This window comes from Paractinoplanes maris (assembly GCF_023544465.1).
Taxonomy (GTDB): domain Bacteria; phylum Actinomycetota; class Actinomycetes; order Mycobacteriales; family Micromonosporaceae; genus Actinoplanes; species Actinoplanes maris.
The window spans coordinates 402,351-423,417 of the sequence record NZ_JALPVL010000005.1 but is presented as its reverse complement, the minus strand read 5'-3'; the positions used below and the strand labels follow the sequence as shown (position 1 = coordinate 423,417).

At 70.5% G+C, this 21,067-nt stretch carries 23 protein-coding genes; 11 read left to right on the top strand and 12 right to left on the bottom strand.

The window, feature by feature from the left end; genetic code table 11:
* Positions 1 to 199 precede the first annotated feature (199 nt).
* Complete coding sequence (locus NAG42_RS17050) at positions 200 to 736, top strand: hypothetical protein (protein WP_250031274.1); 537 nt, start codon at positions 200 to 202, stop codon at positions 734 to 736.
* A 714-nt stretch (positions 737 to 1,450) separates the two neighbouring features.
* Here the strand turns inward: NAG42_RS17050 and NAG42_RS17045 are convergent.
* A complete protein-coding gene (locus NAG42_RS17045; protein ID WP_250031273.1) occupies positions 1,451 to 1,924 on the bottom strand; it encodes a hypothetical protein in 474 nt (157 codons plus the stop codon).
* 72 nt (positions 1,925 to 1,996) lie between these two features.
* Positions 1,997 to 2,851: a helix-turn-helix transcriptional regulator gene (locus NAG42_RS17040; RefSeq protein WP_250031272.1), complete on the bottom strand. Its 855-nt coding sequence runs from the start codon at positions 2,849 to 2,851 to the stop codon at positions 1,997 to 1,999.
* A gap of 123 nt (positions 2,852 to 2,974) precedes the next feature.
* On the opposite strand from NAG42_RS17040, the gene NAG42_RS17035 reads away from it, so the two are divergent.
* Together NAG42_RS17035 and NAG42_RS17030 are read left to right on the top strand one after the other, a co-directional pair.
* Positions 2,975 to 3,871 carry an oxidoreductase gene (locus NAG42_RS17035; RefSeq protein ID WP_250031271.1) on the top strand — a complete coding sequence of 299 codons (897 nt, stop codon included), beginning with the start codon at positions 2,975 to 2,977 and terminating at the stop codon, positions 3,869 to 3,871.
* A gap of 99 nt (positions 3,872 to 3,970) precedes the next feature.
* The gene (locus NAG42_RS17030) at positions 3,971 to 4,525 is read left to right on the top strand and encodes an AAA family ATPase (RefSeq protein WP_250031270.1); all 555 of its coding nucleotides are present in this window, start codon (positions 3,971 to 3,973) and stop codon (positions 4,523 to 4,525) included.
* A gap of 9 nt (positions 4,526 to 4,534) precedes the next feature.
* Here the strand turns inward: NAG42_RS17030 and NAG42_RS17025 are convergent, their stop codons facing one another.
* Positions 4,535 to 4,792, bottom strand: a complete 258-nt coding sequence (locus NAG42_RS17025) for a hypothetical protein (protein WP_250031269.1) — start codon at positions 4,790 to 4,792, stop codon at positions 4,535 to 4,537.
* A 59-nt stretch (positions 4,793 to 4,851) separates the two neighbouring features.
* Between NAG42_RS17025 and NAG42_RS17020 the strand changes: the two genes are divergently transcribed.
* Positions 4,852 to 5,541, top strand: a complete 690-nt coding sequence (locus NAG42_RS17020) for a 4a-hydroxytetrahydrobiopterin dehydratase (RefSeq protein ID WP_250031268.1) — start codon at positions 4,852 to 4,854, stop codon at positions 5,539 to 5,541.
* Here NAG42_RS17020 and NAG42_RS17015 read toward each other — a convergent pair.
* From NAG42_RS17015 to NAG42_RS16995, 5 genes are all read right to left on the bottom strand, one after another.
* The gene (locus NAG42_RS17015; RefSeq protein WP_250031267.1) at positions 5,533 to 5,985 is read right to left on the bottom strand and encodes a hypothetical protein; all 453 of its coding nucleotides are present in this window, start codon (positions 5,983 to 5,985) and stop codon (positions 5,533 to 5,535) included. The genes NAG42_RS17020 and NAG42_RS17015 overlap by 9 nt on opposite strands.
* A 19-nt stretch (positions 5,986 to 6,004) precedes the next feature.
* On the bottom strand, positions 6,005 to 6,352 hold the full coding sequence (locus tag NAG42_RS17010) for a GntR family transcriptional regulator (RefSeq protein ID WP_250031266.1): 348 nt from the start codon (positions 6,350 to 6,352) through the stop codon (positions 6,005 to 6,007).
* Positions 6,353 to 6,447: 95 nt separating this feature from the next.
* Positions 6,448 to 8,388 (bottom strand): acetoacetate--CoA ligase, encoded by a 1,941-nt coding sequence (locus NAG42_RS17005; protein ID WP_250031265.1) that lies wholly within the window; start codon positions 8,386 to 8,388, stop codon positions 6,448 to 6,450.
* Complete coding sequence (locus NAG42_RS17000; RefSeq protein ID WP_250031264.1) at positions 8,385 to 9,188, bottom strand: SDR family NAD(P)-dependent oxidoreductase; 804 nt, start codon at positions 9,186 to 9,188, stop codon at positions 8,385 to 8,387. Before NAG42_RS17000 ends, NAG42_RS17005 begins: the two co-directional genes overlap by 4 nt.
* Positions 9,185 to 9,880: a cyclase family protein gene (locus tag NAG42_RS16995; RefSeq protein ID WP_250031263.1), complete on the bottom strand. Its 696-nt coding sequence runs from the start codon at positions 9,878 to 9,880 to the stop codon at positions 9,185 to 9,187. Before NAG42_RS16995 ends, NAG42_RS17000 begins: the two co-directional genes overlap by 4 nt.
* Before the next feature lie 89 nt (positions 9,881 to 9,969).
* Here NAG42_RS16995 and NAG42_RS16990 point away from each other — a divergent pair, with 89 nt between their 5' ends.
* Complete coding sequence (locus tag NAG42_RS16990) at positions 9,970 to 10,899, top strand: NAD(P)-dependent oxidoreductase (protein ID WP_284045495.1); 930 nt, start codon at positions 9,970 to 9,972, stop codon at positions 10,897 to 10,899.
* Positions 10,896 to 11,300 carry a GlcG/HbpS family heme-binding protein gene (locus tag NAG42_RS16985; protein ID WP_250031261.1) on the top strand — a complete coding sequence of 135 codons (405 nt, stop codon included), beginning with the start codon at positions 10,896 to 10,898 and terminating at the stop codon, positions 11,298 to 11,300. Before NAG42_RS16990 ends, NAG42_RS16985 begins: the two co-directional genes overlap by 4 nt.
* A gap of 19 nt (positions 11,301 to 11,319) precedes the next feature.
* Here NAG42_RS16985 and NAG42_RS16980 read toward each other — a convergent pair whose 3' ends face one another.
* On the bottom strand, positions 11,320 to 12,273 hold the full coding sequence (locus NAG42_RS16980; protein ID WP_250031260.1) for a glycoside hydrolase family 26 protein: 954 nt from the start codon (positions 12,271 to 12,273) through the stop codon (positions 11,320 to 11,322).
* Positions 12,274 to 12,641: 368 nt separating this feature from the next.
* Here NAG42_RS16980 and NAG42_RS16975 point away from each other — a divergent pair, with 368 nt between their 5' ends.
* Positions 12,642 to 14,318, top strand: a complete 1,677-nt coding sequence (locus NAG42_RS16975; protein WP_250031259.1) for a DUF262 domain-containing protein — start codon at positions 12,642 to 12,644, stop codon at positions 14,316 to 14,318.
* A 51-nt stretch (positions 14,319 to 14,369) separates the two neighbouring features.
* Here NAG42_RS16975 and NAG42_RS16970 read toward each other — a convergent pair whose 3' ends face one another.
* The gene (locus NAG42_RS16970) at positions 14,370 to 15,065 is read right to left on the bottom strand and encodes an enoyl-CoA hydratase/isomerase family protein (protein WP_250031258.1); all 696 of its coding nucleotides are present in this window, start codon (positions 15,063 to 15,065) and stop codon (positions 14,370 to 14,372) included.
* A complete protein-coding gene (locus NAG42_RS16965; RefSeq protein ID WP_250031257.1) occupies positions 15,065 to 16,567 on the bottom strand; it encodes an aldehyde dehydrogenase in 1,503 nt (500 codons plus the stop codon). The genes NAG42_RS16970 and NAG42_RS16965 overlap by 1 nt, the downstream gene beginning before the upstream one ends.
* 144 nt (positions 16,568 to 16,711) lie before the next feature.
* Between NAG42_RS16965 and NAG42_RS16960 the strand changes: the two genes are divergently transcribed.
* The 4 genes from NAG42_RS16960 to NAG42_RS16945 are packed head-to-tail and all read left to right on the top strand — an operon-like array spanning position 16,712 to position 20,054.
* A complete protein-coding gene (locus tag NAG42_RS16960; protein WP_250031256.1) occupies positions 16,712 to 17,806 on the top strand; it encodes an LLM class flavin-dependent oxidoreductase in 1,095 nt (364 codons plus the stop codon).
* Complete coding sequence (locus NAG42_RS16955) at positions 17,803 to 18,360, top strand: carboxymuconolactone decarboxylase family protein (RefSeq protein ID WP_250031255.1); 558 nt, start codon at positions 17,803 to 17,805, stop codon at positions 18,358 to 18,360. Before NAG42_RS16960 ends, NAG42_RS16955 begins: the two co-directional genes overlap by 4 nt.
* On the top strand, positions 18,357 to 19,019 hold the full coding sequence (locus tag NAG42_RS16950) for an alpha/beta fold hydrolase (protein WP_250031254.1): 663 nt from the start codon (positions 18,357 to 18,359) through the stop codon (positions 19,017 to 19,019). The genes NAG42_RS16955 and NAG42_RS16950 overlap by 4 nt, the downstream gene beginning before the upstream one ends.
* Positions 19,020 to 19,034: 15 nt before the next feature.
* Complete coding sequence (locus NAG42_RS16945) at positions 19,035 to 20,054, top strand: NADPH:quinone reductase (protein WP_250031253.1); 1,020 nt, start codon at positions 19,035 to 19,037, stop codon at positions 20,052 to 20,054.
* A gap of 2 nt (positions 20,055 to 20,056) precedes the next feature.
* Here NAG42_RS16945 and NAG42_RS16940 read toward each other — a convergent pair whose 3' ends face one another.
* On the bottom strand, positions 20,057 to 21,043 hold the full coding sequence (locus NAG42_RS16940; RefSeq protein WP_250031252.1) for a Gfo/Idh/MocA family protein: 987 nt from the start codon (positions 21,041 to 21,043) through the stop codon (positions 20,057 to 20,059).
* Between the last annotated feature and the right edge of the window lie 24 nt (positions 21,044 to 21,067).

The following is a 21,067-nucleotide window of genomic DNA, read 5'->3' as shown; positions in this document are numbered from 1 at the left end:
CTCTTGTTTCGCGCTCGACGCCCTTCTCTCGGGGTCGATCCACTCCTCTCGTGCTCGACGCCTTTCTCTCGTGCTCGACGCTCTTCTCCAGCGCTCGACGCCGGACACCGACCACCACGCCCGCCGAGCCGGCAACGGCGCCACTCGGCGGGCGTGGCGCCGTTCCGCGCTGTTCACGTTGCCTCACTACGGTCGTCGCGTGGACGGATATTGCGAGCGGCTCGCCCCCGGCCTGCTCGGTGAACCCCTCAACGCCCTCAGCAACGCGGCGTTCCTAGTGGCCGCCGCATTGCTGATCGCCCGCCGCCCACGCTCACTCCTGCTGCCGGTCCTACTCGCCGTCGTGGGCTTGTGCAGCCTGGCCTTCCACACATTCGCGACAACCGCGACCGCCGCCCTCGACACCCTCTCGATCCTGGCCTCCGTCCTGACCGCGATCGTCCTGCTGACCCGCCACGGCCTACAGGTGCGCCGCTCCCACGCGTGGCTGGCCGTCCCAGCCTTCGTCGCCTTCGCGCTGCTGGTCACCCTGCTCCTGCGCGGTGCCCTGGGCGGCTACTTACCGGCCTTGCTCACGTTGGCCGCCTTCGCCATCGCCCTGCGCGACCGCTTGCTGGCCATAGCCGCCACCGTCTTCACCGTCTCCCTCACCCTGCGCACCCTCGACACCCCCCTCTGCGCCGCAATCCCCACCGGCACCACTGGCTGTGGCACTGCCTCAACGCCGTGGTCCTGACCCTCGTAGCCCGCGCCGTCGACCAATACGCAACCCGCCCCGCCGCCCCGGCCCTCGAGCACTCGACGACCACCGAAGACCATCTGTCCTGACCAAGCCAGCGCACCACCAAACGGCTCCCGCGCGATCCAGTTCGGTCCGCCCCACGATCCAGCCGCCCGCCGCCGAATCCGGCTTTGCTCTGCCCCGAATCCGGCTCGGCCCGGCCCGGCCCGGCTCGGCCCGGCCCGGCTCGGCCCGGCTCGGCCCGGCCCGGCTCGGCCCGGCTCGGCCCGGCTCGGCCCGGCTCGGCTCGGCCCGGCGCGGCTCGTCTCGTCTCGGTTGGCTCGGCTCGGCTCCGCATTTGGCGCGGCCCGAGTCGGGATCTGGCTCTGTTCTGTTCCGGGCAGTGTCCGGCCCTCGGTTGTTGTTGTCGGCCAGCTCAGTTCTAAGCGGCCGCCCTCCGCACCCGTGTTCGCACTCCAGCTCCAGCACCCGGCGTCCACCCAACTCGAGTACGCCGGTTGTAGCCGGCTGTGGCTTTGCCGGCCCGGCGTCGATCCGGCCGGACTGCGAGGTCGTAGCCGGTTGTGGCGTTACGGGCGCGGCGTCGACCCGGCTCGAGTACGCGGTCGCAGCTGGACGACGCCTTTCCGGCCGGGCGTCACCCCGGCTGAGTGCGCGGTTGTAGCAGGTCGGGGCGTTGCCGGCCCGCCCGGCTGGAGTACGCGGTCGCTATCGGCCCGGCCCCCACGGCTGGCCCTGAGCGGCGGCCCACGGCTGGTGCTGGGGCGGCGCCGGGGGTGGGTTGCGCAGGAAGAAGTCGCGGACCGCGCGGGGGAGGGTCAGCACCAGCAGGGCGGCCAGCGACGTCGCCACGACAGCGATGCCGGCGAAGGGGATGGCACCGCTCAGCGCGGTGAGGAGCAGCATCAGGCCGCCGACCAGCGTCGTGAACGGCAGCATGATCATGCTGACGATCCAGGCCCACTGCCGGCCCCGCCGCACCTGGTGGGCGAGCACCAGGAGAAACAGCGCGAAGATCAGCACGATCGAGTTGAGGAACAGGAACACCGCGCGGGCGCCGGAGCTCCACTGATCCTGGCCCAGGTTCACCACCACGCCGTATGCCACCCGGCCCACGCTCAGCACGCCGACGACCGCCAGCAGACTCGCGCCGACCTCCAGGATCGTCGGTCTCCTTCTCACCTGATCGACAGGCGTACCCCCGTACGACATCCCACATCTCCCACCGCATCGAGCATGATCGTTGTGGGCATCTTAAGTGCTGGTCCTCGTCGCCTGCAGGGACGCCAGCAGCCGCAACCGGTCGGCGTGGGCGCTGCCCGGCTCGGCCGTCCAGACCAGCATCACGGGCCCGGGATCGCCGGGCAGGGGATAGGTGTCCCAGTCGAGGTCGAGCTCGCCCACCTCGGGATTGCGGAACGTCTTGCTGCCGCTGACCGACCGGCGGACGTCGTGCCGGGCCCACAGCCGGCGGAACTCGGCGCTGCGAATGCTCAGCTCACCCACGATCGCGGTGGCCCGGGGGTGAGCCGGGTCGGTGGCGACGGCGGCGCGCATCATGCCGATGTAGTCGAGGGCCTGCTGCTCCCAGTCGGGGCAGCTGCGGTCGCCGGTCATCGTGTCGTCGAACATCAGCAGGAGCATGTTGAGCCGCTCGGCCGGCAGGCCCGCCGGATCGCCCAGCAGAGCCTGGGCCATCGGGTTCCACGCCAGCAGGTCGAGGTGCCGGCCGAGCACCACCGCGGGGGTGTCCATCACCTGCAGCAGCCGCCGGGTGCTCTCGGGCACCCTCTCCGCGACGGGCGGCCGCACCGGCACCGGGCGCCGGGCGGCCTGGGCCAGCGCGAACAGGTGCCGGCGTTCCTCCTCGTCGAGCACGAGCGCGCCGGCGATCGCATCGAGCACGTCGTCGGACGGGCGGACCTCGCGGCCCTGCTCCATCCGCTGGTAGTAATCGGTGCTCAGCCCGGCCAGCAGGGCCAGCTCCTCACGGCGCAGCCCGGTGACCTTGCGCCGGCCGCCCGGCTCGAGCCCGACGTCGCGCGGGTGGAGGCGGCTGCGGCGCGCCCGCAGGAAATCGCCGAGCTCACGAGCGTACGGATGGGTCATGCCGCAAGTGTGCCGCCTGGCCGGACCACCTGGGTAGGACTGTTGAACCTAGGCAGGCGGGCACGACCGAACCCGCCCGGATCGCTCCTAGCGTCGTCCTCACCTCGACCTCAGGAGCCGCACATGAACGCCTGGACCGCCGACCGGATCCCCGCCCAGAACGGCCGGGTCGCCGTCGTGACCGGCGCCAACTCGGGCCTCGGCCTGATCACCGCGACCCAGCTGGCCCGGCACGGCGCGCACGTCGTGCTGGCCGTCCGCAACACCGAAGCCGGCCAGGCCGCCGCCCGCCGGATCGGCGGCGATGTGGAGGTGCGCGAGCTCGATCTGGCTTCGCTGGCTTCGGTACGGGCCTTCGCCGCGCAACTGCCGGCCGTCGACCTGCTCGTCAACAACGCCGGCCTGGTCCTGCTCGGCCCGCGCCGGACCACCGCCGACGGCTTCGAACTGCAGATCGGCACCAACATGCTGGGCCATTTCGCGCTGACCGGCCTGCTGCTGGGCAAGCTGGCCGAGGCCAAGGAGCCCCGGGTGGTCAGCCTGAGCTCGATCACCCACCGGAACGCCCACCTGGATTTCGACGACCTGATGTTCGAGCGCGACTTCAAGGCCGCACCCGCCTACGGCCGGTCCAAGCTCGCCACCACGATCTTCGGGGTCGAGCTGGACCGCCGGCTGCGCGCCGCCGGGTCACCGATCGTCAGCACGCTGGCCCACCCCGGCATCAGCCGCACCAACCTGACCCCACGAGCCTGGGAGCACCGCGGACGGCTGGGGCGGGTGATCGCCCGGGTGGGGCTGCTGATGACCCAGCCGGTCGAGCAGGGAGCGCTGCCGCAGCTGCGGGCCGCGACCGATCCGACCGTGCGCGGCGGTCAGTTCTTCGGCCCGTCCGGGCCGTGGGAGATGCGGGGCCGGGTGGCCGAGGCCCGGCTGAGCCGCGAGGCCGCCGACCCGGCCGTCGGCCGCCGGTTGTGGGCCGCGGCCGAGGAGCTGACCGGCGTCCGCTTCGCGTTCTGACGGTTGCGGGCGCGGGGCGCGGTGTGTTGTGATGCCGTTGGTCAGGCCCCTTCCGGATCCCGGACGCGCCATCAACGCGACACGGAAGGCAGGACAGCCATGACTCACGAGGATCCCTACGCCGCCATGGTGTCGCCACGCGGCATTCCGGTCGATCAGCTCGTCTCCGTTCTGCAGAAGGAAATCCGTCGTTGTCACGTGGACAACGCGGTCCTCGCCGCGTACGAGATGCTGTCGACCTCGGCCGAGGTGGCCGAGCACCTCTGGCGCCGCCTCAAGCTGATCGCGGTCGAGGACATCGGCTTGGGTGAGCCGATGGCCCCGCTGCTGGTGGAGTGCCTCGAGCGCAACTTCGACGCCACTCCCGGCGGGGACACCATGATGGCCGTGCACGCCGTCCGCTATCTCGCGCTGGCCCGGAAGGATCGCAGCAGTTCCGAGCACGCCGACCTGGTGGCCACCCGGGTCGAGCGCGGCGACCTCGTGGTCGAGGTGCCCGATTACGCGCTTTGCGTGCACACCAAGGCGGGCCAGGAGATGGGTCGTGGCCTGCCGCAGTGGTGGGCCAACGGCGCGCGGGTCACCAACGAGAGCGAGAGCGCCGACCATTCGTACCGCGAGGAGCTGATCGCCATCCACCGCGGGACGCGCTGACCGGCCGGGCTACGACGTCGGCGGATCGGCGGTGTGAGCCCGGCCCATGGCCTCGAAGAGTTGCCGGGCCCGCTCCTCGTGCTGGTCGATCTGCCGGTCGACGGCGGCCGGGATCTCGTCGAGCGGGAGCGGCGATCGGGCATGGAACAGCAGGGCGTACGCCAGCTCCTCCATGTCCTCGGGGTTGAGCGGGAGGTCCCACCGCCGTACGAAAGGGGTGAGGGCCACGACGGCCCGGTGCACCTCGCCGGCCTCGGGTTCGCTCATGGGAAAGCATGGTACGTACCGGAAGCCGATCGTCCGGAAACCGTCCTACGGTGGCCGTCATGGACATGTTGACCGATGAGCAGATCACCGAGGCCGCGCCGGCCGACTGGCGCAAGCTGGGTCAGGGGCTGCACGCGCGCTATGTCATCGACGGTTTCGCGGCGGGCGTGCGGTTCCTGGCGGAGGTGGCCGAGGCCGGTGACACGCTCGGGCACCACCCGCGGGTGGCGATGGGGGACGGCTACGTCGATCTCAAGCTGATCAGTGACGACGCGATCTATCGCCACGAGGGGGCCGAGCACGTCGTCGAATGGGTGACCCAGCAGGATGTCGACCTCGCCCGGCGCATCACCGAGATTGCCGCCGGCCAGGGCGTGGCCGCCGATCCGGGCTCGATCACGACGATCGAGCTCGCCCTCGACACCGCGCACGCCAAGGCGATCGCGCCGATGTGGGCAGCCCTGCTGACCGGCGGTACCGAGGCCCACGGCCGCGGCACGACCGGCGACGACGTCCGCGATGTCACCGGCCGGGTGCCGATCCTGTGGTTCCAGGACACCGACGAGCACGAGACCCCGCGGCAGCGCTTCCATCTCGACGTCTGGGTGGCGCCCGAGGTGGCCGATCAGCGCATCGCCGCCGCCGTGGCCGCCGGTGGCGTCATCGTCGACGACAGCCAGGCGCCTTCGTTCACGGTCATCGCCGATCAGGACGGCAACAAGGCTTGCGTCTGCACGAGCTCACGCTGACCGGGCGTCGGTGAGGGCGGTGACGGCCGCGGCGGCGTCCGGCACGGTGATGGTCACCGTCCTTCCCGTACGCAGGGTCAAGCGCAACGCCGGCCCGGGGCGCACCGTGCAGTTGGTGCTGCCCGGGGTCCACCAGAATCCGTAGGACACCCGCCAGAGCGGCAGGTCGACCACCTCGACCCGCTCGATCTGCTCGAGGCGGTAGGTGCATCGCGGCCAGCCCGCCACTCCCCATCGGACAGTCACCCCGTTGGGGCCGGCCGCCGTGCGGATGCTGGTGGCCGTCAGCAGGTTGGCCGACACGACGACGAGCGCCAGCAGCACCGGGATGACCAGGCCGGCCTGGGACAGGGCCAGCAGTGGCACCGCGAACGCCGTGGTCAGCACCACCATCGGCCAGTTGGTGGCCCGCCCGGTATAGATCGAGTACGCGGATGCTGTCATGGGTGCCGCCCTTCCCGGATCACGTCAGCTTCTCGATGAGGCGGATCAGGTCGGTGCGCCCGAGCCCGTGCTGCCGCGCCACGGTCACGAGGCTCTGCGCCGCCTCGGTCACCGGAGCGGGCTCGGTGACCGTGGAGGCCACCCGCGCCCCGCGACCACGGCGGAACTCCAGCAGGCTCTCGTCCCGCAACTGCCGATAGGCGGCCAGCACCGTGTTGCGATCGACCGACAGCGCCTCGGCCAGCTCGGCCGCCGGCGGCAACTGCTCACCCACCGCCAGCTCGCCCGACGCTACCCCTTGGCGCACGCAGCCGGCTATCTGATGCTGCAGCAGCTCCCGCGACGAATGATCCACCGTCCACCTCATAGTGCTAGCATTATCAGCACCATTCCGGCCTCCGGTCAACCCGCACTCCGCTCCGCGGCCGCTGCTGGCTCACGGTGGATGCGGCGGCCGTTGGCTCACGGTGGGTTGCGGTGGCCGTTGGCTTGTTGCCGGTCGAGCGTGGCGAAGGCCTGCAGGGACTCGGGGTTGGCCAGGGCGCCCAGTGCGGCCGCCTCCTCGACCGGGGTGCCGGTGAGGATTCGCTTGACGGGCACCTCGAGTTTTTTGGCCGACAGGGTGCGCGGCACCGCTCGTACGGCGTGGATCTCGTCCGGCAGATGGCGCGGCGACAGGGCCTCGCGCAGCTCGCGGCGGATCCGGCTGCGCAGCGCGTCGTCGAGCTCTTGATCGCCGGCGGGCACGACGAACAGCAGAAGCGTGTCGGGCTCCAGATGGACGACGAGCGAGTCGGCGATCTCGGGCAGCGCCTCGACCACGGCGTAGAACTCGGAGGTCCCCAGACGTACGCCGCCACGGTTCAGCGTGGCGTCGGAGCGGCCGGTGATCACGCACGAGCCGTCGGCGTGCACGGTGATCCAATCGCCGTGCCGCCACGCGCCCGGGAAGACGTCGAAGTAGGCCTCGCGGTAGCGCTTGCCGTCTGGATCGTTCCAGAAGCCGACCGGCATGCTCGGCATGGGCGCGGTGATGACCAGCTCGCCGAGTTGATCGACGACCGGGCGGCCCTCGGGGTCGTAGGCCTCAACCTTGGCGCCCAGGGCCCGGCAGGCGATCTCACCCTCGCGGATGGGCCGGAGCGGTACCCCGCCGACGAAGCCGGTGCAGACGTCGGTGCCGCCCGACAGGGACTGCAGCTGCAGGCGGTCGCCGATCGTCTCGTAGACCCAGTGGAAGCCCTCGGAAGGCAGGGGTGAGCCGGTCGAGCCGACGCCCTTCAGCTGCGGCTTGTGCGGGGTGAGGCCGGCTTTGCGGCAGGCCATGAGGAAGGGGGCTGAGGTGCCGAAGTAGGTGATGCCGGCCTGGTCGACGAGGTTCCACAGGGTTTCCAGGCCGGGGTGGGCCGGGTTGCCGTCGAACAGGACGATTCCGGCGCCGACGGCGGGGCCGCTGGCCAGGAAGTTCCACATCATCCAGCCGGTGGTGGTGAACCAGAAGAACCGGTCGCCGGGGCCCAGGTCGTGGTGCAGGGCGAGCATTTTGAGGTGTTCGAGCAGGATGCCGCCGTGGCCGTGGACGATGGGTTTGGGCAGGCCGGTGGTGCCGGAGCTGTAGAGCACGTAGAGCGGGTGGTCGAACGGCACCGGTGTGTAGGTCAGGGGTTCGTCGCCGGTGAGTTCGGCGAAGGTGTCTCTGGAAGGTTCCAGGTAACCGATGGTGACGACGTGCTGGAGGGAGGGCAGGGCGGCGGTGATGGCGGTGACCTCGTCGCGGCGGTCGATGGCTTTGTCGCCGTAGCGGTAGCCGTCGACCGCGACGAGCAGGGTCGGTTCGATTTGTTGCCAGCGGTCGATGACGCTGCGGACGCCGAACTCGGGTGCGCAGGAGGAGAAGGTGGCGCCGAGGCTGGCGGTGGCGAGCATCAGGACGTACGTCTCGGGGATGTTCGGGGCGTAAGCGGCCACCCGATCGCCGGGGCCGATGCCTTTCGCGCGCAGGCCGGCGCGGACGAGCCGGACTTTTTCCCGTAGCTGCGCCTTGGTCAGGGTCACCGGTTCGCGGGTCTGGCTGTAGGCGAGGACAACCGGGTCGTCGTCGGCCAGGCCGGGCATGCGCAGCACGTGCTCGGCGTAGTTGAGGGTGGCGCCGGGGAACCATTTCGCGCCGGGCATCGACGTGTCGGCCAGCACGGCGGTCGGCCGGTCGTGCGCGATGACCTCGAAGTAGTCCCAGATCGACTGCCAGAAGCCGGGCAGGTCGTCGACCGACCACTGCCACAGATCCGCGTAGCCGGCGAAGTCCTTGCCCAGCCAGGACAGATAGTGCCCGATCCGGGACGTCTCCCGGATGTCGCCCGGCGGCTCCCACAGAGCCCGCGAACCGCTCACCGGCGGGGTCAAGGGGCGACCATCCCGGCTGACAGGTCGATGTCGGCCGCGCACAGGCCAGGCATGTGCAGCATGGCGATGACGGCGGCCGCCACCTCGTCCTCGGTGAGCATCCGGTGCAGAGCCGCCCGGGACACGAACGCCTCCTCGGCCTGCTCGTAGGAGACACCGGTGCGCTCGGCCTCCAGCGTGAAGTTGCGGGTCATCCGTGGCCCGTCGACTGGCCCGGGGGAGAGCGAGTTGACCGACACCCCGGCCGGGCCGACCTCGTAGGCCAGGGTCCGGGTCAGCCCGATGACGGCCATCTTGCTCGCCGTGTACGGCGTACGCCGGATCAGCGGGCGTTTGCCGCTCACCGAGGCCACGTTGATGACGTCGCCCGCGCCGCGCTCCACCATGCCGGGCAGGAAGGCCCGGCACATCAGGTAGGTGCCTCGCACGTTGACCGCGAAGACGTCGTCCCACTCATCTGGCTCGATGTCGACCAGCGAAGCCACCGGTCCGGGCACTCCCGCGTTGTTGACCAGGATCGACACCGTCTCGCCGGCCAGTTCCCCGGCCAGCGCCCCGACGCTCGCCGCGTCGGCGACGTCGGCCGCGAGGGCCCGGACGCTGCCGGCGAGCTCCTTCGCCTCCGTCACCACGGTTTCCAGCCGTTCGACGGTGCGTCCCACCGCCACCACATGGGCACCCCGGCCGGCCAGGGCGAGCGTGATCGCCCGCCCCAGCCCGTTGCCCGCACCGGTCACGACGGCCGTCCGGCCCGCGACCCGATCAGCCGCCGTCCGGCCGTGGGAAGAGGCCGCGCTCATGCCGTCTCGTCGAGCATGGCCACCGCGCGGGTCGGGCCGCCGTGGGCGCCGATCACCTTGAGCGGAAAGCCGGCGAAGGTGAACCGCTTGCCGATCAGCTGGTCCAGGTTCGTCAGGTTCTCGTAGTGGGTGATGTGGTGGCGCCGGCACATCATGTGGCACGGGTACGACTTGCTGACCGGGTTGTCGGGGGTCGGGCTGTCCACGCCGAACGTCTTCACGCCGTGCTCGACGATCCACTCGCTGCCGGTCTCGCCCAGACCCGGGAAGTCGGTCAGATACTTGGCCTGTCCCGCGTACCGGCCGTGCGTACCGGTGTGCAGCAACAGGATGTCGCCGGGCTCGACGGTCACCCCGTGCGCCTCCTGCGCCGCGTCGAGGTGCTCGGCCGTGATGTCCTGGTGCGCTTCGACGTGCGACACGTCGAGGCAGACGGCCGGGCCGTAGAAGAGGTCGAGCGACATCTGGTCGATGGTCTGGGCCGACGGGTCGGGGTCGAGATGCGAGAACGAGTCGACGTGGGTCGGCCCGTTGTCGTTCATCATGAATCCCTTGGTCTGGAACGAGAAGCCGCCCACGAAGCGCAGCGCCGTCTCCTCGTGCGACGCGTGGTCGAACACCACCGTCTTCAGATGCCCGGGGTAGACCTGCATGCCCTGGTAGATGTCCTGTGACAGGTCGACGAGACGCACGGCGACCCTCCTTCCGCTCGGGTCCGCCGACTGTATGACCGCCGTACGCCGCAGGGACTCTCCGCGGCCAGCAGTCCTTCGCCCCGGCACTGACGGCGGACGACACCCGTACGGGATCCCGCCCGCCCTACGGTGGCCGGATGACGACAGTGACGACGGTCGGGGTGGTCGGCCTCGGCATCATGGGCTCGGCGATCGCGGGCCACCTGCTGGATGCCGGCTACGACGTGACCGGCACCGACGTTTCCCCCGAGGCGGTGAAGGCACTGGCCGCCCGCGGTGGCCGCCCGGCCGCCGATCTGGCGACGCTCGCCCGCGAGTCCACCGTCGTGATCACCTCTCTGCCCTCCGCCGAGGCCGCCCGGCAGGTCTGCGCCGAGCTGGCCACCGCCCTCGGCACCGGGCGGGATCCCGTCGTGGTCGACACGTCCACGCTGTCGCTCGCGGTGAAGCAGGAATGCCGGTCCTTGCTGGCGGCCGCGGGTGTCGAACTGCTCGACTGCCCGATCAGCGGCACCGGCGCCCAGGCCAAGGTGCGCGACCTCGTGGTGCTCGGCAGCGGTGACGAGGCGGCGTTCGAGACCGCCCGGCCGGCGCTCGAGGCGTTCGCCCGCTCAGTCCGCCACCTGGGCCCGTTCGGCGACGGCACCCGGATGAAGCTGGTGGCCAATCTGCTGGTGTCGATTCACAACGCGTCCACCGCCGAGGCGTTCGCGCTCGGTGTGGCCGCCGGGCTCGATCCGGCCGTCCTCTACGAGACCGTCCGCGACGGCGCCGGCGGCTCGGTCATCTTCGACAAGCGCGGCCCGCTCATGGTGGAACGTTCCTATCGACCCGCCACCGCTAAGGTGTCCATGTTCATCAAGGACGTCACCTTGGTCCGGGAGCTGGCCCAGTCGGTCGGCATTTCCACGCCGGTGCTCGATGCGACGCTGCCGCTCTACGAGCGCGCCGCCGACACGGGCTGGGCCGACGCCGACGCGGCGGCGCTGCTCGAGGTTCTGGAGGAGAAACGATGACCCCGCTGACCCTGGCTCAGGCCGACGCCCTGGCCGACGGCGTGCTCCGGCACGCCCGCTCGATCGAGGCCGCGCCCCTGGCCGTGGTGGTGCTGGATGCCGGTGGTCATCCGGTGGTCGTCAAGCGGGAGGACGGCGCCGGGATCCTCCGCGTCGACATCGCCACGGCCAAGGCGTACGGGGCTCTGGGCATGGGCCTGTCGTCCCGCGAGATCGGGGAGCGGGCCGACCGCTATCCCGCCTTCTTCACATCCCTCGCCGCGGTCAGCGCCGGCCGCCTGGCCCCCGCCGCCGGCGGCATCCTGCTCCGCGATCCCGAGGGCGTCGTGATCGGCGCCATCGGCGTCAGCGGTGACACCTCCGACGTCGACGAGACGTGCGCCCTGGCCGCGCTGGGCTGACCCGGCTGCGGCCCGACCGTCACGGGATCGCCGCGGCGACCAGCTCCTGGTAGGCGGCGACGCCGTCGGGGTCCGCGTATCCGCCCGCGGGGACCGTCGTCGTGCCCAGGTACCAGTTGTCGAGCTGCCAGTAGCTGATGATGCGGAAGCCATGGGTGGTCAGCCAGGTCCGCGAGGCTCGGATGGCCGGCCCGCGGGACGCCCGCGTGCCCTGGTCGTCGTCGATGCCCCACTCGGGCAGGGTGAGCGGCTTGCCGAGGCCGGAGACGGCGTTGTACCACCGGATCATCCGCGGGTCGGCGCCGACGCTGATCGGGTCGTCCGGCTCACTGCCACGGGTGCTGGCCTGCCAGTACAGATCGAACCCGTAGGCGTCGACCGATGTGGCCGGCACGATCCAGTCCCGGACCTCGTTGTCGCCACCGGTGCCGTTGTTGGTGACCCGGGTCGAGCCGGAACGCCACTGGTACGACATGTAGATCGGGACGACGTTCACGGCCGGGTTGGTCAGCTTGGCCAGGGTGTAGACGCGCTGGAAGGCGGCCACGAACTGCACGCCGGTCATGTCGTTCTCGGGCTCGTGGTTGTACGTGAGGTAGCTGTTGGCGGGCATGGCGGCCGCGATGTTGACGATCTCGGTGTCACAGCTGCCGGCTGCCACAGCCACCGCCGTACAGGAGGTCTTGAACGAGAACCACAGCGTCGCGCCATAGGTGCTGTGGCAGCTCAGCGCATCCGCCGGCGGCAGTTGCCCGGCCGACGCGAACACCCGGCGAATCCCCAGATTGCCCAGGTGGGCCCGCTCATCGAGGAAGCCGGCACAGGTGTTGCCGCTACCCACGGTGTCCGCGGCCGACGTGGTCGCCCCGACCGCCAGCGTGGGCAGGGCCGCCTGAGCCGGCGGAGGTCCGGCCGCAACGACGAGCAAAATCGTCGCAGCAACGACAAAAGGTCGGTACAAGGCTCCCAGCATGCCCCTCACGGTAGGAGCCGCTATCGATAGATCGCCATACGACAATCAATTCAGGGTTATTCACTCACTACGCAGAGCAACTCGATCAGGGGCCGAGGACGGGGCGGATCTCGGTCCAGCCGTCGGCGACGGGGATCATGCGGCCGATCCGGGCGGCATGGTCGAAACAATCCGTCCACCCTTCTCAGTGATCTGCTGCGGGAGCCGCGAGTGGGCTTCCAGGACGGTGGGCAGGGCGGCTGCCGCGCTCTCGGGCGTGAACGGCCCGGGCTGTGCGACCAACGGTTCGATCATGTGGACGTTTCGCTCGGCGCCGGAGAACCATCCGGTGGAGTGAAGGCGCCCGGTCGTCTGTGGAGAATGCCTCCATGCAACCGCTCGAAGCGCATGAGATGCCGCTCCACAAGGTCTTCTGCAGCGACTACAGCTTCACCATTCCCGACTATCAGCGTCCCTACGCCTGGCGCGAGGAGCAGGCGACTCAGTTGTTGGAGGACCTGGCGGAGGCTCTCGACCGTGACGCCGACGAACCCTATTTCCTGGGTTCCGTGGTGTTGGTCAAGGAGACGCAGCATCGAGCGGCGGAAGTCATCGACGGCCAGCAGCGGCTCACCACCTTGACGATCTTGCTGGCAGTCCTGCGAGACCTGGCCGACGACGCGGAGGTTCGATCCGACCTGGGCCAGATGATCTCGGAGCCGGGCAACAAAGTGCGCAATCTCCTGCCTCGACCCCGGCTCGAGTTGCGCAAGCGCGACCAACCTTTCTTTCTGCAGCACATCCAGCGCACTGGTGGGGTCACCGAGCTGCTCGACCTGAAGCCGAGCGCTGCGAAGAACGAGGCCCAGGCGGCCATCCGGGAAAACGCGGTGGCGCTGCACAAGCGGTTCTCGGCGTGGTCGGCGGAACGGCGCGACAAGCTCATGCTCATGCTGAGCGATCGCACCTATCTGGTCGTTGTCAGCACTCCGAACCTTGCCAGTGCCCATCGGATCTTCAGCGTCATGAACGCCCGGGGGCTCGATCTGTCGCCGACCGACATCTTCAAGTCGACGATCATCGGGAATCTGCCGGCGGCGAGTTCGGAGCTCTACGCAGACAAGTGGGAGATCGCTGAGGAGCGGGTGGGGCGGGAACTCTTCGCCGAGCTCTTCCAGCACATCCGGATGATTTTTGCCAAGAGACGTCCGGAGAAGGAATTGTTGAAAGAGTTTCCGGAGCAGGTGCTCAACGAGTATCCGCCCGGCAAGGGAGCCGAGTTCATCGACAATGTCCTCACTCCCTACGCGGACGCTTTCAGCCAGATCCGCGAGTACACCTACTCCGCCCCCGCTGGTGCGGAGAAGGTCAACAGTTGGTTCCGTCGACTCGCGCAGATCGACAACAGCGACTGGTTGCCGCCGGCTCTGTGGGCGATGTGTCATCACGAGGACGACCCGGCCTGGCTGAACGATTTCTTCCGGGGCCTCGAGCGCCTGGCGGCGAGCATGCTCATCCGCCGGGTCTACGCGACTCCTCGAGCCCAGCGTTACGCCGGCCTTCTGCGCGACCTGGCGGACGGGCAAGGCCTGGCGGCACCCTCGCTGGTGCTGTCCGATGCCGAGAAGGCCGAGGTCGATCAGAAGCTGAACGGCGACCTCTACCGGCAGGAGAAGGTCCGGCGTTACGTGCTGCTCCGCCTCGACGAGCTTCTGGCCGAGGGATCGGGCGCGACCTATGAGCACGCGAGGATCACGATCGAGCACGTGTTACCGCAGAATCCGGCGCCGGCCTCCCTGTGGAAGGTCAATTTCACCGACGCGCAGCGAGAGTTCTGGACGCACCGGATCAGTAATCTGGTGCTGCTCAACCGGACGAAGAACTCGCAGGCCGGAAACTACGAGTTCGCTCAGAAGAAGACGGCGTATTTCGCCGCCCGCAACGGCGTCTCCACGTTCGCCCTGACGAGCCAGGTGCTCGGCCACAACCGCTGGACGCCGCAGGTCCTGCAGGAGCGGCAGAAGGCACTGCTGCAAGTGCTGCGGAAAGCGTGGCTGACCGACTGAACGGAAGCCGGCCGGGCTGGGGGCCGCCCGGCCGGCAGCTGGTGGGGTCGGTCAGGGCTCGGCGCGGCGGAGGGAGCCGACCACCAGGCGGTCGACGCTGGCGTCGAGGGCGCTGTCGTCGCCCAGTTCGGCGAAGGCTCGGAGCATGTCCTTGATGTCGGCGTGGACGCGGGGGCTGCGGGCCCGCAGCAGAGTGACCATCTCGTCGACGCGCTTGGTCAGGTCGTCGCGGGTGTCGACCAGCTCGTTGAGCAGGCCCAGCTCGGCGGCTCGGGGGGCGGGCAGGGGCTCGCCGGTGGCGGTCAGCCAGAACGCCTCGCGGCGGCCGACGACGCGGGGCAGCCAGGCCAGCACCAGCGCCGGGGCCAGGCCGATGCCGACCTCGGGGAAGCGGAAGGTCGCCGACCGCACGGCCACCGCGACGTCGAAGACGGCCACCAGGCCGACCCCGAAACCGGCCGCGTCACCTTGCACCTCGGCCACCGTGACCAGCCGGGTGCGGCGTGCGGCTCGGGTCAGCCGGGCCAGGGCCTCGGCCTCCGCCCGTACGTCGGACGGGGTTGACCCACCGCGGTCGCGGCCCAGGCAGAAGACGTCGCCGGTGGCGCGCAACCGCAGGACGTGCGAACCGGCCGGCGGGTCGGTCAGGAGGGCGGTCAGCCGGTCGCACAGGTCGATGCTGAAGAGGTTCTGGGGCGGCCGGTCGAGCTCGGCCAGGATCACGCCGTCGGTCGTCTCGAAACGCATCAGTTCAGCCTTCCGGTCGCGATTCCGCCATACCAGTCCACGTCGTCGGAGGCGGTCCGGACCGTCACCGCGCGCACGTGGGTGAAGTCGTGGAACGACTCCCAGCCGCCCTCCCGGCCGATGCCGCTCTCCTTGAGGCCACCCCAGGGCGACGACGGGTCGAGGCGGTGGTGGTCGTTGACCCACACCATCCCGGCCTCCAGCCGTGACGCCACCCGGTGGGCGCGGGCGATGTCGCGGGTCCAGATCGCCGATCCGAGCGCGAAGGGCGAGTCGTTGGCGATTGCCACGCCCTCGTCCTCGTCGTCGAACGGGATCACCACGACCACCGGGCCGAAGATCTCCTCGCGGGCCACGGTCATGTTGTTGGTGACACCCGCGAGCACGGTCGGCTGCACGAAGAAGCCGTTCTCGAAGCCGGGCACGGTCGCCGCCCCGCCGCCCGTCACGACCCGCGCCCCGGCGTCGACGCCGTCGGCGACGCGGCCCAGGATGCGGTCGCGGGCCTTGGCCGAGATGACCGGGCCGAGCTGGGTGGCCGGGTCGGCCGGGTCGCCGATCCGGATGCCCTCGGCGATCTTGGCCAGCGTCTCCACGAACTCGTCGTGGATGCCGCGCTGGACGATCAGTCGGCTGCCGGCGATGCAGGTCTGCCCGGCCCCGATGAACCCGCCGAAGGCGGCCCCGCGCGCGGCCACCTCCACCGGTGTGTCGTCGAAGAACAGCACCGGCGACTTGCCGCCCAGCTCGAGCGTCGTCTTGGCGAAGCGCTGGGCCGCCGCCACCGCGATGGACCGGCCGGGCTCGGTGCCGCCGGTGAACACCACTTTCTTGACCAGCGGGTGCTCGCACAGGGCGGCGCCGACGACCGGTCCCAGCCCGTTGAGGACGTTCAGGACGCCGTCGGGCAGGCCGGCCTCGTGGGCGATGTCGGCCAGCAGCATCGCGGTCAGCGGCGTCTGCTCGGACGGCTTGAGCACCACCGAGTTGCCGGTGGCCAGGGCGGGCGCGAGCGACTTGGACGCGATCATCATCGGGTGGTTGAACGACGCCAGGATCGTCACCACGCCGAGCGGCAGCCGGCTCGTGTAGGAGTGGTACGGCCCGGGCATCGGCACCACCGCGTCGCGGTCGGCCAGCAGCAGGGAGGCGTTGTAGCGGTACCACTCGGGCAACCGGGTGATCTGCGCCTTCGTCTCGGTCAGCGGCCGGCCGTTGTTGGCCGTCTCGAGGCGGTAGAGGTCGTCCATCCGATCGGCGATCCCGTCGGCGAACCGGTGCAGGACGCGCGAGCGCTCATGGATCGGCATCCGGCTCCACACGCCGGAGTCGAAGGTCTGCTGCGCGACCCGGACGGCCTCCTCCACGTCGGCCGGGCTCGCGCTGTCGGCCACCGCCAGCACACCGCCCGTGGTGGGGTTGACGACGTCCAGCTGGGGGCCGCGGCCGGCCACGACCCGGCCGCCGATGCGCAGGCCGGTGGGGATCTTCACCTCGGTCATGTCCGGACGCTATCCAGCCCGGCGGGCGGGGTCACTGACGCCGGACGTCATCGGCCACGGCCGGACTCACAGGTCACGCCAGTGTGCGATCCGGCGATGCCGACCAGGCTGCGGGGAGAGACCGACAGGAAGCGAGGCCAAGCCGTGAGACTGGGTTACTTCTCGATGCCGCTGCACCCGCTCGGCCGCACCTGGGCCGAGACCCTCCGGGAGGACCGCGAGGCCGTCATCCTGGCCGACTCGCTGGGCTTCCACGACGCGTTCATCGGTGAGCACCTGACCGACCGGCACGAGAACATCACCAACAGCCTGCTGTTCCTGGCCACGCTGATCTCGGACACCCAGCAGATCAAACTGGGCACCGGCACCACCAATCTGTCGCAGCAGCATCCCGTGCTCGTCGCGGCCAACTCGGCGATGTTCGACCACTTGTCCGGCGGCCGGTTCATCCTCGGCATCAGCCCGGGCGCGCTGACCTCGGACGCCGAGGCCCTGGGCATCCTGGGCGAGGACCGCAACAAGATGTTCGCCGAGGCCATCGACGTCATCACGGCGATCTGGGAATCCGAGGCCCCGTACGCGATCGACCTGCCGGACAACCGGTTCACGGTCACCACCGCGTCCACCATGGACGCCGACTTCGGCGTCGGCTATCTGCCCAAGCCGTTGCAGCAGCCACGCCCCGAGATCGTCGGCACGGTCGTGGCCCCGTTCTCCAAGGGCGTCATCGCGATGGGCCGCCGCGACTTCCACCCGCTGTCGGCCAACTTCCTGCTGCCGCAGTGGGTCGCCACGCACTGGCCCAACTACGTGCAGGGCAAGCAGGAGGCCGGCCAGACCGCCGATCCCGCCGACTGGCGGGTGGCCCGCACGGTCTTCGTCGCCGACGACCCCGCGACGGCCGAGGCCTACGGGCGCGCGAACGAGGACAGCCCCTACCGCTTCTACTACTCCCAGATGTTCAAGAAGATGCGCAAGCTGGGCCGGCTGGAGCTGTTCAAGACCCGGCGCGATCAGCCCGACGACGAGGTCACCCTCGACGGCATCCTCGACAAGCTGGTCATCACCGGTACGCCGGAGTCGGTGACCGAGCAGATCCTGGCCCTGCGCGAGGAGGTCGGTGACTTCGGCGAGCTGGTCTACGCCGGCCTCGACTGGGTCGACCCGCGCCTGGCCCGCCGCTCGATGGAGCTGATGGCCCAGAAGGTGATGCCGGACGTCAACGCGGCCCTCGGGTGAGCACCGATCGGATGCCCCTGCCCGACGAGATGACGGTCGGTCAGAAGCAAGCCGCCGCACGCCTCACCAACGGTCCGCGCGGCGCACTGTTCGGACCGTTCGTGCCGCTGCTGCGCAGCCCCGAGCTGATGACCCGGCTCCAGCTGGTGGGGGAGTACCTGCGCTTCGACAGCCTCCTCGACGACGACCTGGTCGAGCTCGTGATTCTCATCGTGGCCCGCCGGTGGGACCAGGATTTCGAGTACGGGTTCCATCAGCCCCTGGCGTTGAAGGCCGGATTGCCCGCGCCGGTCGTCGATGCGGTGGCCCGCGGCGCCCGGCCGGTCGCCTCGGAGCGGATCGTCGTCGTGTGGGATCTGCTCGACGAGTTGCACCGCACGCGGCAGGTGGGCGACGACACGTACGCGAAAGCAGTCGGCCTCCTGGGCGAGGCCCGCGTCGTCGAGGTCGTCGGCACGGCCGGCTATTACACGACCCTGGCCATGACCATGAACGTCGCGCGGACGCCGCCGCCGGAGGGCGCGCCCCGCCTGCCCGCCCGGGAGAGCACATGACAGTCCCCCTGGTGCTGCTGCACCCGCTCGGCGTCGACCACCGGTTCTGGGATCCGGTGCGGCCGTTCCTCGAGCCCGACCTCATCACGCCCGATCTGAGCGGCGCGACCGTCGAGGAGATGGCCGAGGCGCTGGCCCTCACCGAGCCGGTCGATCTGGCCGGTGTCTCGCTCGGCGGCCTGGTCGCCCAGGTGCTGGCCGCGCGCCGCCCCGATCTGGTGCGCAAGCTCGTTCTCGTCGACACCGTCCCGGTCTATCCCGAGGGGATGCGCGACATGTGGCGGCAGCGGGCTTCTCTCGTACGCCGGGAAGGTCTTCCGCCGATTCTGGCGCCCACCGAGAAGCTGTGGTTCACCGAGGCGGCTCCGCCCGAAGCCGTGTCCAGGGTGCGCGCCCTCCTGCTGTCCGGGGACGCCGAGCGCTACGCGCAGACCTGCGAGGCGCTGGCCGCCGCCGACACCACCACGCTGGTCCCGTCCATCAAGGCCCCGACCCTGGTGGCCTGCGGCAAATACGACGCGCCGCCGTTCCGCGAGGCGGTCGACTGGTTCGCCGCGACGCTGCCCGACGCCACAGTCACCTGGCTGCCGGGTGGGCACGGCACCGCCTACGAGAACCCGCACGCTTTCGCCGACGCCGTGGCGGGTTTCCTCGGATGAGGCAAGAATCGGGCCATGAAGGCCATCATCTACCGCGACAACGGCGGTCCCGAGGTCCTGCAGCTGGTCGACCGGGAGGTGCCCGAGCCCGGACCCGGTGAAGTCCGCGTCCGGATTGCTGTGTCCGGGGTCAACCCGACGGACTGGAAGACCCGCGCCGGCGCCACCAACCCCAAGCAGTTTCCCGAGGTGAATCCGCACCTCGACGGGTCGGGGACGATCGACGCGGTCGGCGCGGGAGTCGACCCGGGCCGGGTCGGTCAGCGGGTGTGGCTCTACATGGCCACGGCCGGGCGACCCACCGGCACCGCGGCCGAGTTCACCGTCGTCGATGCCGGCCAGGCCGTCCCGTTGCCCGACGGGGCAAGCTTCGACATCGGCGCCTCGCTCGGTGTCCCCGCGCTCACCGCCCATCGCGCACTTACCGTCGCCGAGGACGGGCCGAGCCGCCTCGCCCCCGGCGCCCTCGACGGCCGGGTGGTGCTCGCCGCGGGCGGGGCCGGGGCGGTCGGCCACGCGGTCATCCAGCTCGCCCGCTGGGCCGGTGCCACCGTGATCAGCACGATCAGCGGACCTGAGAAGGCGCGACTGGCCACCGCGGCCGGCGCCCATCACGTCGTCAACTATCGCGAGACCGGGGCGGCCGAGGCGATCCGTGACCTCGCTCCGGACGGCGTCGACATCATCGCCGAGGTGGCGCTGGGAGCCAACCTCGCGCTCGACCTGGCCGTGCTGCGCACCCGCGGGACGATCGCGACCTACGCCAACGACGGTGGCAAGCCGGTCGAGCTGGACGTCCGGCAGAACATGATGCTCAACTCGCGCTTCCAGTTCCTGGTGCTCTACACGGTCGGCGCCGAGGCGCTCACTGCCGCCGCCGAGGACGTGGCCGCCGCGGTCGAGGACGGCGCGATGCCGGTCGGCGAGGAGCACGGCCTGCCGCTGCTGCGTTTCCCGCTGGCTGACACCGCGGGCGCGCACCGGGCGGTCGAGGACGGCACGGTCGGCAAGGTCCTGGTCGACGTCGCGTCCTGACCTCAGCCCAGCCGTTCGATCCGGCCGCTGCGGGCGGAGCGGGTGATCGCTTCGAAGGTGTCGGCGTTGGCCAGCATCTCGTCGTACGTGACGGGGTAGGCGGCGCCGCCCGCGGCGGCCTGGGCGAAGGCCTCGAGATTGGCCCGCACCGACGGATGCGGCGGACTGAACTCGGTGGCCGGCTCGCCACCCCGGAACACGGTCGTGACGTCCCACCCGCGCGGGTTTTCGGGATGGTTGCGATCGCGGATCTCCATCCAGCCCCGCGAGCCGAGCACGGTCACGCGCCCGGCGAACGGCGTGGTCAGCACGGCCGTGATCAGGGCGGTGCGGCCGCCCTCGAAGCCCAGCGTGACGGTGAGCGTGTCACCGTTCGCGAACCCCGTCGCGAGCGTGCCGAGCCGGGCCCACACCTCCACCGGCCGCCCGAACACGGCGATCGCCAGGTCCACCAGGTGGATGCCGGTGGCCGACAGCGGGCCCACCGGCGCGGCGGTCGCGGAGAGCCGCCAGTTGTCCGGGGGCAGCGCGAGGAACTTGTCCTGGCTGAAGTTGCCCTCGAAGACCAGCGGCGTGCCGAGCTCGCCGTCACCGCACATCGCTCGCAGCCGTTGCACGGCCGGTTCGAAGCGCCGCTCGTGCCCGATCCCGAGCTGGACGCCCGCCTTCTCGACGGCGGCTATCGCGGCGCGCGCCTCCTGGCCGTCGGTGGTGAGCGGCTTCTCGCAGAAGACGTGCTTGCCGGCCTCGGCCGCCGCGACGATCTGCCCGGCGTGCTTGCCGTGCGGGGTGCACAGGATGACCGCCTCGACAGTGTCGTCGGCCAGCGCCTCACCGAACGTCGGCACGGCCCGGACCCCGGTCACCCGCTCGCGGGCGGCCTCGGACGGGTCCACGCCCAGCACCACGGCGAGGTGTTCGCTCCCGGCGAGGTCGGCGACGATCTTCTGGCCCCACCATCCGAGGCCCACCACGGCTGCGTTGATCACCCTCGCAGTCAAGCCCTTCCGGTA

Excerpts from the sequence above, each read along its gene's own strand:
- NAG42_RS17010 (WP_250031266.1), bottom strand. The coding sequence starts at position 6,352 with ATGAGGTGGACGGTGGATCATTCGTCGCGGGAGCTGCTGCAGCATCAG.
- NAG42_RS17015 (WP_250031267.1), bottom strand. The coding sequence starts at position 5,985 with ATGACAGCATCCGCGTACTCGATCTATACCGGGCGGGCCACCAACTGG.
- NAG42_RS17020 (WP_250031268.1), top strand. The coding sequence starts at position 4,852 with ATGGACATGTTGACCGATGAGCAGATCACCGAGGCCGCGCCGGCCGAC.
- NAG42_RS16980 (WP_250031260.1), bottom strand. The coding sequence starts at position 12,273 with ATGCTGGGAGCCTTGTACCGACCTTTTGTCGTTGCTGCGACGATTTTG.
- NAG42_RS17040 (WP_250031272.1), bottom strand. The coding sequence starts at position 2,851 with ATGACCCATCCGTACGCTCGTGAGCTCGGCGATTTCCTGCGGGCGCGC.
- NAG42_RS16965 (WP_250031257.1), bottom strand. The coding sequence starts at position 16,567 with ATGACCGAGGTGAAGATCCCCACCGGCCTGCGCATCGGCGGCCGGGTC.
- NAG42_RS17035 (WP_250031271.1), top strand. The coding sequence starts at position 2,975 with ATGAACGCCTGGACCGCCGACCGGATCCCCGCCCAGAACGGCCGGGTC.
- NAG42_RS17000 (WP_250031264.1), bottom strand. The coding sequence starts at position 9,188 with ATGAGCGCGGCCTCTTCCCACGGCCGGACGGCGGCTGATCGGGTCGCG.
- NAG42_RS16975 (WP_250031259.1), top strand. The coding sequence starts at position 12,642 with ATGCAACCGCTCGAAGCGCATGAGATGCCGCTCCACAAGGTCTTCTGC.
- NAG42_RS17030 (WP_250031270.1), top strand. The coding sequence starts at position 3,971 with ATGACTCACGAGGATCCCTACGCCGCCATGGTGTCGCCACGCGGCATT.
- NAG42_RS17025 (WP_250031269.1), bottom strand. The coding sequence starts at position 4,792 with ATGAGCGAACCCGAGGCCGGCGAGGTGCACCGGGCCGTCGTGGCCCTC.
- NAG42_RS16985 (WP_250031261.1), top strand. The coding sequence starts at position 10,896 with ATGACCCCGCTGACCCTGGCTCAGGCCGACGCCCTGGCCGACGGCGTG.
- NAG42_RS16950 (WP_250031254.1), top strand. The coding sequence starts at position 18,357 with ATGACAGTCCCCCTGGTGCTGCTGCACCCGCTCGGCGTCGACCACCGG.
- NAG42_RS16970 (WP_250031258.1), bottom strand. The coding sequence starts at position 15,065 with ATGCGTTTCGAGACGACCGACGGCGTGATCCTGGCCGAGCTCGACCGG.
- NAG42_RS16945 (WP_250031253.1), top strand. The coding sequence starts at position 19,035 with ATGAAGGCCATCATCTACCGCGACAACGGCGGTCCCGAGGTCCTGCAG.